The following is a 12,552-nucleotide window of genomic DNA, read 5'->3' as shown; positions in this document are numbered from 1 at the left end:
AGGGTCTGATTTCTCCACAGGAAGTCGGTCTTGATCAGCGTTTTTCGCGGATCGTGAATGTCGGTGGCTGGTGACAGCATCGGGGCATGGTTCACCGATGGGGCGAGGGCGACGCGGCCGCTGGCGCCGCCGCCGCGGCAGGCGCGGTCGATGCTGCGTTGCTGCCTGCGGGGTTGGTGGCGTTCGTTGAGGCGCAGCACGCTCGGATCGAGAGCGCGGATGACGCTGGCCTGATCGAGCTGCTCGAGGTCGCGGAGCGCGCCGGCCGGCTTCTTGACTCGCTTCGGGTCTCGGTCGCTGGTGAGATTGGTCGACGCTCTCGCACGAGCCTTGGTGAGGAATCGATGGCGAGGCGTCACGGTTGTCGAACCGCGGTCGAGTTGGTGCAGCGCGTCACCGGTGTCAGCGCGGTGACCGCGCAGCGCCGCCTGCGGCTGGGGGAGCGGCTCACGCCAGAGACGACGCTCACCGGCGAGACGGTGCCGCCGGCGTTTCCGACGGTGGCGGCGGCGCTGCGGGAGGGTCGGATCGGCGTTGATACGGCGACGGCGATCGTGACCACGTTCGGGCCGCTGCTGGATCGGGTGACGCCGGTGGAGGATCGTGACCTGGTGCCCGCCGGGGGTGTGCTCGAGGTTGACTTCGTCGCGGCGGAGGCGGCGGTCACCGGTTCGGCGGGCGAGTTCCATGCTGATGAGGTGCGGGTGCAGGCGCAGGTGTGGCGGGCCGCGATCGATCCCGACGGTGCGGTGCTGTCGGATGAGCAGGCGATGGCCCGCCGGTTCCTGCGGCTGGGTCGGGCCAGAGACGGGTTGATCCCGATCACCGGGATGCTGATGCCCGAGGTCGCCGCGTCCCTGCAACGCCAGTTGGATGCGCACCTGTCACCGCGACGCCAAGTCGCGTTCGAGGACTCCGATTCGGTTTCGGGCGCGGATGCCGACAGCGCCTCGAGCCCGTCAGGACAGCGAGAGGCGTGGGCGGCCTCGGATCCTGCGGCTGCCTCGGGCGCCAACCGTGCCGGCGCGGCTGCAGCGGGCCTCGGAGCAGGCGTGACGGTCGCGTCCGATCTTGGTGGCACCCCGGTCTACGGTGGTTCGAACGATCTCGTGAAGCCGGATCCGCGGTCCTTCGATCAGCGCCGGCATGATGTGCTGGCCAGCATTCTCGATACCGCCGCCCGCGCCGCCGACGCGCCGACGATCGGTGGGGCACCGCCGACGGTGATCGTCGCCGTCCAGCAGCGCGACCTCGACCGGGGCAGCGGGGCGGCGATGGTCGATGGCGTCAGCGAGCCGGTGAGCATGGTCAAGGCCCGCGCCTACGCCTGCAACGGCGGCATCCAACAGGCGATCATGAACGCGCACGGCGGGATCATCTCCCTCAGCAGCCCGCAACGGGTGTTCACCCCGCAGCAACGACGGGCGATCACCCTCCGCGACAGCGGGTGCGTGATCCCCGGCTGCAGCATCACCGCTGCATGGTGCGAGCTCCACCACGCCACGCCCGCCAGCCACGGCGGACCAACCAGCGTCGAGAACGGGGTGAGCCTCTGCTACTTCCACCACCGCACCATCGACACCAGCGGCTGGCGGATCAGCATGCGCCACGGCACCCCATGGGTGAAACCCCCGCCATGGCTCGACCCGACCGGCACCTGGCGACCCAGCACCAAATCCCGCATCCGCATCGCAATGCGAACATGAGAGGAGACGAGCGCGCCCTTGCGAACAGCGACTGACGATCCGTATTCCCAGGCCTCTCAGTGTGAGAGGCGATCCCTCTCTGGCTGCTCAGACCGGAGAAGTGCTCTGCTGGGATTGAGGAGCCGCCCTAGTCTTCGACGACCAGTTCACGAGCCATCTCACGCGCCGTGTCACGCGTCGTCTCACGCGCCGTGTCACGCGTCGTGTCACGCGTCGTCTCACGCGCCGTGTCACGCGTCGTGTCACGCGCAGTGGATGCCCGGCGCTCCGCGATGAACCGTGCGAACTCCACCTCGTCGTCGAGGTCGACCGGAACGGGAGCGTCAGGTGCAGGAGAGGTGGCGACTGGCTTCGCTGCGTGGGGCCAACGGGCGAGGCGATCCGTGTCAGGCACACGTCCGAGCAACTCGTCGAAGACACCGACGTACGCTCGTGCCTGTGGCTGCCAGTCCAGCTCCGCAACAACGCGTTCGCGCGCTGCCAGGCCGAGCCTGACCCGTTCCGCAGGGTCATCGATCAACCGCTCGATGGCGTCGGCGAAGGCGCTCAGATCGCCGGGCCGCACGAGCACACCGGCATCCCCGGCCGACACCCGCGTCTCGACGAGATCGAACGACACCGAGGGCAGGGCATACGCCATGTACTCCATGGTCTTGTTCATCGTCGAGATGTCGTTGAGCGGAGTCTTCTCGTCGGGCCCCAGCCCGATGTCGGCCGAACTCAGCACCTGCGCGATGCGGTCAGGACCGACCCGTCCTGTGAAGCGCACATGCCCGTCGAGCCCGAGTCGGGTGCACTGCTGCTTGAGCTCTTCGAGACAGTCGCCGAAGCCCATGAGCACGGCGTGCACACCCTTGCGCCCGCGGCGGTGCAAGAGTTCGTCCATCACCTTGAGCACATTGTCGACGCCGTCCTGGGGGCCCATGATGCCGAGATAGGTGAGCAGTGCCTCAGCGTCACCTCGCACCGAAGGGTCGGGGTACACCGGGCGCATCACCGTCGTATCGGGTCCGCTGCGCACGACCGTGACGTGCTTCGGGTCTCGCTTTCCGCGTCGCTCCGCGATCGCCTTGTACGAGCCGTTCGTCGAGATGACGCGGTCCGCCGCGCGGTACGTCTGTCGCTCCAGCCACAGCAGCGCGCGGAACTGCAGTCGCTGCGCGAACGAGCGAGGCGGGCCGAAGCGCGAGACGAAGAGCTCGGGGTTGAGGTCGTGCTGGTCGAAGACGAACTTCACACCCCGCACGCGCCACAATCGCGCGAGCAGCCAATACGTGTCGGGCGGATTGCACGCCTGGATCACGTCGAAGCCGCGCTGCCGCCACACCCGCAGCGAGAGCAGCGCGGTGAGCAACCACGACCAAGCGAACTCGAGCGCGAAGCCCCCGACTCCCCGTGCCTGCGGCGCCGGTCGATACTTGTAGATCGCCACGCCGTCGAGCAGTTGGTAGGGCGGATCACCGGGCCCCTTCGGGCAGATCACCGAGACCTGATACCCCTGCGCGGTGAGCGCCTGGCACTCCAGCCAGACACGCCGGTCAAGGGGCACCGGAAGGTTCTGCACGATGATGAGCACACGATGAGCAGCCATAGCCGCACCTCCGTTGGCGCGATTCGGGTTGCCGCTCGGCGCATTCGGGTCGCGCCGTTCGGTTGAGCGTTACGTTACCGGGCCCTGTCGCTGCTGACCAGGGCGGGGATAGGCTGCGCACATGTGCGGGATCGCGGGCATCCGTCGGTTCACAGGGGAGTCGGTCTCACCCGACACCCTCCTCGCCATGGGGTCGGCTCTCAAGCACCGAGGCCCCGACGACAGCGACCAGTGGCAGTCCGACGGCATCGGCTTCGCCCACACGCGGCTGTCGATCATCGACCTCGCCGGATCGCACCAGCCGATGCGCAGCGCCGACGGCCGCTGGGTGATCGCGTTCAACGGCGAGATCTTCAACTACCGCGAGCTCCGGCGAATGCTCGACTACCCGTTCACGACAGAGGGCGACACCGAAACGATCCTCGCGGGAGTGGCGATCCACGGCATCCGCTTCATCGACCGGCTCGTCGGCCAATTCGCGCTGGCACTCGCCGACCTGCAATCCGGGCGACTGTACCTCGTGCGCGACCGCCTCGGCGTGCTTCCGCTCTACTTCTCCCACACCTCCGAGGCCCTCGTCTTCGGTTCAGAGGTGAAAGCCTTGCTGCCCGCTTTACCGAAGGCGCCAGGAGTGGACCTGCTTAGCCTCGACGCCTACCTCGCGGGCCGCTCAGTGCCGGCACCGCACACGCTCTTCGAGGGCGTGTCGAAACTCCCGGCCGCACACAGGGCCGAGATCGACGCCGATGGCACGATGCGAGTCATCCGCTACTGGCAACCCCCGCAGGCCGACGGCGCCGGCGTCTGGAGCGACCATGGCGCGGTGGATGCCGTCGACGAGGCCGTCACCGAGGCCGTGCGCGCCGCGCTGGTGGCCGATGTGCCGGTGGGCGCCTACCTGAGCGGTGGCATCGACTCGAGCCTGATCGTGGCGAAGGCCGCCGCCTTGCGCCCGGGCCAGCCATTGCACACCTTCGCGGCCGGCTTCGGCGATCCCAGGCACGACGAACTGAAGTGGGCGCGGCTCGTCAGCGAGCACGTGGGCTCCGAGCACCACGAGGTCCCCGTCGACGCGGCAGACTTCGAACGCCTCTGGCCGCTGCTCACCTGGCACCGCGACGCACCGATGTCGGAACCGGCAGACATCGCCGTGTACCGGCTGGCGCAGGCCGCCCGGCAGAAGGTCAGCGTCGTGCTGTCGGGCGAAGGCGGCGATGAGCTGTTCGCGGGCTATCCCAAGTACCGTGCAGCAGCGTGGATGAGCAGGCTGTCGCTGCTTCCGGCGGGGTTGCGTGCCGCTGTATCCGACGTGGCGGAACGACGGATGCCGCAGCAGTGGTCGAGACCCCGCATCGTGCTGCGCGTGCTCGGCGAGCGGGAACGCCACCAGCAGTACCGCGCCTGGTTCGCGCCGTTCACGACGCGAGAGCGGGCTGAGCTGCTTGCCGGCATCCCGTCGCGCACGCTGGACTGGCCCGCGGCGACTGGTCGGGATCCGGTGCGCGAGATGCTGCTGCACGACCTGGCCGCCTGGCTGCCCGACAATCTCCTCGAGCGAGGCGACCGCATGTCGATGGCAGCGTCGCTCGAACTCAGGCCCCCGCTGCTCGACCACCGGCTCGTGGAACTCGCGTTCCGGCTGCCATCGCGCGTCAAGCTGCACGACGGCACGACGAAATGGGCGCTCAAGGAGGTCGCCCGGCGGTCGCTCCCGAGCGAGATCGTCGACCGGCGGAAGGTCGGCTTCCGCGTGCCGCTCGACGCCTGGTTCCGCAGCGGTCTGCGTGACTCGATGTGGGACCGGCTCACGGGCACCGGCTCGTTCGTGGCCCAGACGCTGAACCGGCAAGCGGTCGTTCGGCTGCTGGAGCGGCACGAGAGCGGACGCTTCAACGAGGAGGCCCGCATCTTCACGCTGATGTCGCTCGAAGTCTGGCACGAGGCGTTCTTCCGCAGCCCAGTGCCGGTCGCGGCCGGCGCGTGAGAGGCCACGGCGCCAAGCGGCTCAGCCGGCGGAGCCGCCCCGAGACGTGGCGCGGCGCCGGCTCACGCCGCGCCGCCGCTCCGTCATTGCGCGTGAGCTCTCGTCGCGCTCCCAGTGCACGGTGGGAGTCGACAGCCGGGCCCGCACCCGCGAGTACAGCACGACCGCGACATAGATGCCGGCATCCGCAACGCGCCATGGCTCGCGCCTGAGCAACTGCGCGAGATCGTGCAACTGCCCGCGTTGGCCGGCCGAGACGCGCCCACCCACTCCGTCAGCCGCCGCAGCAGAACGACCGGTGCCCTCCATCACTTCGTGCTGACTGCGGTAGCTGCGCCGCAGTATGCGCACGAGGTCGGCAGCGCGGCCAGGCGCGCGAACGACAACCGGGTCGGTCGGCACGATCGTGATCTCGTCGCGTGTGAACAGATCGTCGATGAAGAGGTCGTCGGAGAGGATGTCGGGGAACTCGTCGAAGCGGTCGCGCCCTTCGACCGACAGCGCGTAGCAGCCGGCACCCCAGAGCGCGTGCGAGATCGATGGCAGGCGCTCGCGAACGGCATACCATCGCCGCACGATGAACGTCGCGTGCGACGAGTCGAAGCGGTGCGGCGGCCGACCCGCGATGGCACCTGAAGCCAGCGTGCGAAGCACGTCTCGCGCGGCTCGCGCGGTGAGCACCACATCGGCGTCCAGATAGATGCGCGGACCGGATGCCGCGAGGGCATCGCCCGCGCGGAGCGCCGCTGCCTTCGACGCCTGCTCGAGCTCCGAGACGACGACACCGGGGAACGTGCGAGCGATGGATGCGGTGTCGTCGCGGCATCCGTTCGGCACCACGATCACGGTGATCGAGCCGTCGCTGACGGCAGGCTCCAGCGCGGTGAGGGTGCGCCCGATGACCGCGGCCTCATTGTGAGCCGCGATGATCACCGAGCCGAGCGGCCGAGCCGACCCGGTCATCGCCTGCCGCCTGGCAGCGCAGCCCGGTGCGACCGGGAGACCAGCGCGAGCAACGCCGCGCGCGAGTCGGGCCGGTGAGCCCGCAGAGCATGGTGCAGCAACAGCACACCAGCGAAGAGCGCGGTGCTCAGCCGACCGGCGCTGTCGTCGTGCCACTTGGCGAAGTATCGGAGGCGGTTCACTTCTCGAAGGGCGTCGAGCTGGGGCGAGCTGCCCGAACCCGAGCCGCGGTGCCGTACCACCGCGCTCGGCTCGAAGCGCACCGTGCCCTCGGTCGCGCGGATGCGGCGGCAGTAGTCGGTCTCTTCTGAGTAGAGGAAGAAGCGGTCGGCATCCCAGTCGCCGACGCGCTCGGCAACGTCGGCGCGCATCATCAGTGCAGCACCCGTGGCCCACTCGATGTCGCGCGCCTGTTGATAGGCGCGTGCATCGCGCACCATCTCGGTGAGCGCGGCCGGACGCTGCGACCAGTGGTCGCCGAACAGCGCCTCGCCAAGCGACCCCAGCAGGCTGGGCTCTCGGCGCAGTGAAGGCTGGGGGACGCCGTGATCATCGAGGATGAGCGGAACGCTCGCAGCCACGCCGTCGAGCTCGCATGCCCTCGCCAGTCGCTCGATGGAGCCAGGCTCGAGCGTGAGATCGGGATTGAGGATGACGGTGTATCGGCTTGCTGTCGCAGCCGCCAGCCCGCGGTTGATGCCGCCGGAGTAGCCCAGGTTCGCTCCCGCCCGCACGAGTTGCACGGCCGAGCGCCCCAGGACGATCTCATCCAGGCTGCTGTCGCCGTCGGGAACGTTGTCGACGACGATCAGCTCCCACGACAAAGCGCCGACGGCCTCCGGCACTGAATCGATCAGTGCCGCGAGATCGTCGGCGCTTCGGTAGCTCACCACGATGATCGAGCAATCGATCATCGGCGCCCCTCCCGACCGGTGACGACACGAGGGGTGCCGTCACCGGTCAGTATAGGGAGCGCGCTGCGGTGCGCGGAAGGTCGGTCAGAGACCGCCTTGGTGGATCACATTCCGCCCTTGGGGGCTGCGACTGCGGCGCCGCCCTGCATGGCGTTGCCCGACCACACGTTGCCGTTGCCCGAGTAGAACGCGACGGCGGGGCCGTACGAACCGCACTTGGGGCTCACCGACGTGCCGAAGGTGTTGTCCACGATGCGCAGGTTCGACGGGTGGTTCTTGCCGGCGACGTCGTAGCCGGCGTAGAGGCAGTATCCGCCGCCGTTCATCAGGTTGCCCTGCACGAGCGTGTCCTTGATCGGGCCCCACTGGTTGTAGAGGGCGATCGAGGCCGAGAAGTTGCCCGCGCGGCCCGAGTCGAGGCGGTTGTTCACGATGGTGAAGTTGCTGCCGCCGAGGCTCAGGATGGTCTCGTTGTGGCTGCCGCTGCCGGCCGGGTCACCCGAGACGACGAGGTCGTGCACCCAGGAGTTCTTGACGGTCACGTTGTTGTCCATCATGAAGCCCTTGCCCCAGCCGTGGACGTTGCAGCCGTCGCACGTGAAGTTCGAGTAGCCGACGGCGTTCTCGTAGGCGGCGGCCGAGGTGCCGGGACCGGCGATCTCGACGCGCTGCAGCAGCAGGCCCTTGTACGGCGGGCGGATGTTCACGAGGCCCTCGATGAGCGAGTTCTTGATCGTCACGTTGTCGGCGGCGATCGTCACGTTGCCCTTGATGTGGCGCGCGTCGAGCACGGTGCCGGGGGTGGTGATGGTGAGCCCGCTCATTGCGGAGAGGGTGGTGCCGGCAGGAACGCCGGTGGTCGAAGCGCTCGGCACGCCGCCGGTCGGAGCCGGGGCGGGAGCAGGCGCAGGGGCCGGCTCAGGTGCCGGTGCGGGAGCCGGGGTCGGCTCGGTCGCGACGACGGAATCGGTCTCGGTCGAGCCGGAGTCGTTCACGTCGGTGGTCGAGTCGGGCTCAGTCGTGCCCGAGTCGGTCGAGGGAGTGCCGGTCGACGGCTTGCCCTTGCCCCACTTGTCGTTCTTGGTCTTGTCGTTCTTCCAGTCCTTGCTGGTCTCGCTCTTGCTCGTCGTCGGCTTCGCGGCGGAAGCCTCGGTCGAACCGGCCGAGGTGACGCCCCACGCGGTCAGGCTCGCGCTCACGATGGCGAACGCGCTGCCCCAGACTGCAAGGGATCGACGCAGCGAGCGTCGCCTCCCATCGCGGTGCCGGCCGAGCGGGCGGAGAAATCTCAAAAATTCGCGCATGGTTCCGTAACTGTTATCGAATTGCGAGCAACCGCCCCTTGCTCGCTCGTCTACAACCCACTATTGGGTGTCCCGCCCCCGCTAGGACCGGATCACTATAGCCACGGGGACTGATTGCGCAAATCGGCATATGATCACCGATCTCTCAGGCCCTGTGTGTAACAGGACCGTAACGATCACACGTCATGGAGTGCCGGCGACGCGCCGATCGGCATGAACACGGGCGACCTGAGCTATTTGCGGCACCAGACCGGCTGGCGCACACGACTCAGGAAAACGTGTCTGCTCGATTCGCCAATCGCCAGTATGAGGAGCACAACCCCAGCGCGAGGAAGAATATGCCGGCCGCCTGCGGGAACGAGAGCGCGTCGAACAGGCCGAGCATGACTGCCGCAGCGGCGACGGATGCTGCCAGTGCTCCTCCAAGCGCGCGGTCCAGCGGCCGAGAGACCAGCGATCGACCGCGGAGGGCGCTCGTCATGGAGGCCAACGCGACCGTGAGTAAGAGCACCGTGCCGAGGATGCCGACCTCGATCAGCAACAGCAGGTACTGGTTGTCGAGGATCCGATATTGCGGAAGGAATGTGCCGAATCCGCGGCCGACGACCGGGCTCTGCGACACGACGTCGACCGCCATCGAGTAGCTGTCGGTGCGCGATGCCGCGCTGGAGTCGTCGCTGACTGCCGTGAAGAGGTAGCGCACATTGGTGAGTGCGCTCGGCGCCACGATGTACGCCGCGCCCAAGAGCAGGACGCCCCCTGCGAGCAGCGTGAGCCTTCCGCGTCGGCCGATCGTCGGAAACAGCACCAGCATCCCCACCGCGAGACCCACGTAGGCGGAGCGCGAGCTCGACAGGGCCATCGCCAGCCCGATGAGCAAGGGGGGAGTCCACCGGCGCAGCACGCCTCGATCCGAGTCGTGCACTGCGAAGGCGAGCGCGATCGGCAGGATGGCGGCCAATACGAGCGAGTACTCGAGTGGGTGCGTCGCGGTCGACAGCGGGCGGGTCACCCCGCCGCGAGTCTCGATGCTCTCGTATCCCTCTATCGACGAGAGACCGGGAATGGGGAGCTGGTCGACGAAAGCGTGACCGGAGGCGAACTGGACCAGCCCGAGCAGGGCGTACAGCGCGCCGAAGGCAGCCATCCGGCGCAGCAGCACCTCGAGGCGGGGCATATCCGGCGGGCCGTCGGCTGCGACGAGCAGGATGCCGACGAGGGCCGCCGCGCGAATGAGTCCCGTGTCGGCGGGATTGGCCTCCTCGGGGGGCAGCGCGCGCAGCATGGCGGCGATGTAGCTGACGAGCACGGCCGCGGCGAAGAGCAGCGCCAGCGTCCGTGCGGGTTGAGGGGCAGGCGTGGAGACGCTCCGTCGCTGCAATTGGTGCCAGCACCACCAGACTCCTGCTGCGAGCCCCCAGAGCAGCGCGACCGAACCGGCCGAGCCGAGCGACGGAATGGTGCGCCCCGAAGGGATGGCCAGGAGCAGCAGCATGAAGATCGTGAGGATCGTGACACCGTCAGGCCGTGCCGGGCGCGCGGGTCGTGCTGGGCGCGCTGCTGAGGCGCCGGTGCTCGTGAGTCGACGATCGGCGCCCAGCATCCGTTGGCCTACTTGGTGAGCTCGCGGTCGAGCGCGCGCCCCGCGCTTGCCTTCGTCGCGGCCTCGGTCCGACCACCGACGGCGAGCGGCGAGCCGCTCGCGGCATCCTGCTCTTCGACTTCCTCGATGCCCGCGGCGTCCGACGCTCGCGCCTCACGCTTGGCACGGCGAGAGAGCACGAGTCCGTCGATGAAGCCCGCGAGCAGGGCTGTGAGCACGATGCCGGCGCCGACGACCGCGAGCGTCCATTGGTAGCGCGCCCTCGGGTCGGGCTCGCTCGCTTGATCGATCGCGACATCGGTGAGCGTCATTCGCGAGACGGGCGGCACACCGATTTCAGCCTGCATGATGTCGATCGACGAGTGCAGCTCGGAGCGGATGCGCTCCAGCAGTTGCATGGCGCCTCGCTCGGTGCGTTCGCGCACTTCTCCCACGACCATCGGCCCGCCGGTCGACATGTCGGAGTACACGATGTACTCGCCGTCGGGGAACGCCTTCTCGACGGGCACCCGCACCACATCGGCGTCGACGCGCCGCGTGAGCACATCGCGCGCAGATGCCATGCCCTCGAGATTCAGATAGGGGTTGCGGATCTCGGCGGTCGTATCCTCCGGCGGCATGAGCAGCACGCTCAAGCTCGCTGTGTAGGTGATCGGAACCGCGCCGAAGACCGCCCATGCAGCGGCGCCCGTCAGCAACAAGCCGACGACGGTCACGTACCAGCGCCGACCCATGCCGATCAGCAGATCACGCAGATACATCGGCGTCACCCTCTCGGGTTGTGGGCGTTGCACCGTATCCTAGGCCGAGGAGGGCCACGTGACACTCGCCGGTTTGTTGCGCAGCCTCGGCAGGCGCTGGTACGTGCTCGCCGCGGCGGTGATCGCGGCAGGCCTGATCGCGGCGATCAGCATTCAGGCTGAGGGTGTCTACCAGGCGCGGCTGAAGCTCGTCTTCCTTCCGCCCGCCGCTGTCACGGCTGACGAGAACACCCTCAGAGACCCGGAGCAGACGCTCATCAATTTCGCGGCCCTCGTCGAGCGCGAATACACCGGCAACCATCAGCCCCCCGACTTCGCCTCTGTCGACGCCCCCCTCTACGGCACTGGAGCGCGCACCGGCGTGCGAGTCACTCTGCCGAACGCCGGCGGGCAGTGGAGCAGCAGCTTCCGAGACGCAGCGTTGATGGTCGAGTCGATCGACCCCTCCCGCGAGCTCGCGGTCGAGCGACTGAACGAAGCGGTGACCGAGGTGCAGCGCATCGCCGAGCAGCGGCAACTCGACGCCGGCGTCGCCGAAGATCGGCGCATCCAGGTGGTGGTCTCCGATGAGACGAGCGGCATCCGCTATGCCAAGGGAAGCTCCATCCGCGCGGTGGGCGCGATCATGGTGCTCGGTGTTGCGGCAGGCTGCGTGGGAGCGGTGCTGTTGGACCGTCGCTTGCGTCGAGGTCATGACGTCACCTCCGAACCACAGCCGGCGACCAGCCGTGCTCGATGAGGATGCGGGGCGCGCTGCCGCCATCGGCAGCGACCGCCCAGATGTCGGAGTCTCCGGGCTCGCCTTCGCGTGGCATCCCGTAGAGCAGTGTCTCATCGTCGAGCCACGCCACCTGATCATCGACACTGCCTTCGATCGGCAGCTCGACGACCGTGCCGTCGACGAGGTCGAGCACTGAGACGCCCCAGGCTGCTGTGTCGTCGGTCGACACCGACTTGAAGCCGATGCGGGTGCCGTCGGGGGAGAGGGATGGGCATTCGACTCCTTCTCTGATGGAGGTGAGCGTTCGCGCTTCGAGGTCACCGTGCACGAGCCAATTGCGGCCGCCCGTCGCCGCGGTGGCGTAGAACGTGCGTCCGTCGTCGGTAAAAGTCACGCCCCAGATGTTCCGGTCTGCAGCGGTGATGCGTGCGCCGTCGATCAGCAGCGCGAAGTCCTCGAGGTTTCCGGAACTCGCGCCGGCGGCATCCGTGATGACCGTTTCTGTCGAGAACCCGATCGTCGCGTAGGAGTGACCGCTCACGAAGGAGGTGGTGGCCACGAGTTGTTCGTCGGGTGAGATGCGGGTGCGGCTCGGGATGCCGGGGAGCGCGCGTTGATGCACCGAACCGTCTGCGCCGAGCTCGACCGCTTCGAACTTCGAGAGAACGCCGCGCACGGTGCGAAGGCACACTGTTCGAGCAGGCGAGGCGTCGACGCGGTCGCACGCCAGGGCGCTCAGCGTGCGCTTCGCGCCGGGGTCGTGCAGCGGCACTGCCGCGACGAGCCCGTACGAGTCACCGATGGCCGTGTTGCGGAACACGATTCGCGGGCCGGCGAGCGCGGGTGGCGATGCCGTCTCGACCTCGCTGGCTGAAGGCGCCTGCTTGGCCTGCGCCCACTGCACCACGAGCACCGCAGCGGTGGCGAGCACGAGCATCGCGATGATCGCCGCAGCGATACGACGGCGAGCCATCGAAACGGGTACGACCTCGTGCTCGCTCATCC

At 68.3% G+C, this 12,552-nt stretch carries 10 protein-coding genes; 3 read left to right on the top strand and 7 right to left on the bottom strand.

Annotation, left to right across the window (positions count from 1 at the left end; all coding sequences use genetic code 11):
- Positions 1-86 precede the first annotated feature (86 nt).
- Complete coding sequence (locus ABV606_RS02240; RefSeq protein WP_353988186.1) at positions 87-1,706, top strand: HNH endonuclease signature motif containing protein; 1,620 nt, start codon at positions 87-89, stop codon at positions 1,704-1,706.
- A gap of 127 nt (positions 1,707-1,833) precedes the next feature.
- Here the strand turns inward: ABV606_RS02240 and ABV606_RS02235 are convergent, their stop codons facing one another.
- Positions 1,834-3,297: a glycosyltransferase family 4 protein gene (locus ABV606_RS02235; protein WP_353988185.1), complete on the bottom strand. Its 1,464-nt coding sequence runs from the start codon at positions 3,295-3,297 to the stop codon at positions 1,834-1,836.
- 121 nt (positions 3,298-3,418) lie between these two features.
- Between ABV606_RS02235 and asnB the strand changes: the two genes are divergently transcribed.
- A complete protein-coding gene (asnB, locus tag ABV606_RS02230; RefSeq protein WP_353988184.1) occupies positions 3,419-5,281 on the top strand; it encodes an asparagine synthase (glutamine-hydrolyzing) in 1,863 nt (620 codons plus the stop codon).
- A 21-nt stretch (positions 5,282-5,302) separates the two neighbouring features.
- On the opposite strand, the gene ABV606_RS02225 is transcribed toward asnB, so the two are convergent.
- The 5 genes from ABV606_RS02225 to ABV606_RS02205 all read right to left on the bottom strand — a co-directional run bounded on the left by ABV606_RS02225 (position 5,303) and on the right by ABV606_RS02205 (position 10,826).
- A complete protein-coding gene (locus tag ABV606_RS02225) occupies positions 5,303-6,244 on the bottom strand; it encodes a glycosyltransferase (RefSeq protein ID WP_353988183.1) in 942 nt (313 codons plus the stop codon).
- Complete coding sequence (locus tag ABV606_RS02220) at positions 6,241-7,158, bottom strand: glycosyltransferase family 2 protein (protein ID WP_353988182.1); 918 nt, start codon at positions 7,156-7,158, stop codon at positions 6,241-6,243. Before ABV606_RS02220 ends, ABV606_RS02225 begins: the two co-directional genes overlap by 4 nt.
- A 104-nt stretch (positions 7,159-7,262) precedes the next feature.
- On the bottom strand, positions 7,263-8,357 hold the full coding sequence (locus ABV606_RS02215; protein WP_281487397.1) for a hypothetical protein: 1,095 nt from the start codon (positions 8,355-8,357) through the stop codon (positions 7,263-7,265).
- A 373-nt stretch (positions 8,358-8,730) separates the two neighbouring features.
- Positions 8,731-10,065 carry an O-antigen ligase family protein gene (locus tag ABV606_RS02210; RefSeq protein WP_353988181.1) on the bottom strand — a complete coding sequence of 445 codons (1,335 nt, stop codon included), beginning with the start codon at positions 10,063-10,065 and terminating at the stop codon, positions 8,731-8,733.
- Positions 10,066-10,073: 8 nt separating this feature from the next.
- Positions 10,074-10,826 (bottom strand): hypothetical protein, encoded by a 753-nt coding sequence (locus ABV606_RS02205; RefSeq protein ID WP_353988180.1) that lies wholly within the window; start codon positions 10,824-10,826, stop codon positions 10,074-10,076.
- A gap of 58 nt (positions 10,827-10,884) precedes the next feature.
- Here ABV606_RS02205 and ABV606_RS02200 point away from each other — a divergent pair, with 58 nt between their 5' ends.
- Entirely contained in the window at positions 10,885-11,565 is a 681-nt protein-coding gene (locus ABV606_RS02200) for a hypothetical protein (protein ID WP_353988179.1), read from the top strand.
- Here ABV606_RS02200 and ABV606_RS02195 read toward each other — a convergent pair.
- Complete coding sequence (locus tag ABV606_RS02195) at positions 11,525-12,550, bottom strand: hypothetical protein (RefSeq protein ID WP_353988178.1); 1,026 nt, start codon at positions 12,548-12,550, stop codon at positions 11,525-11,527. The genes ABV606_RS02200 and ABV606_RS02195 overlap by 41 nt on opposite strands.
- Positions 12,551-12,552 lie beyond the last annotated feature (2 nt).

It is taken from the genome of Ruicaihuangia caeni (assembly GCF_040536845.1).
GTDB classification, from domain to species: Bacteria; Actinomycetota; Actinomycetes; order Actinomycetales; family Microbacteriaceae; genus Ruicaihuangia; species Ruicaihuangia caeni.
This window is presented reverse-complemented; position numbering and strand designations above follow the sequence as displayed.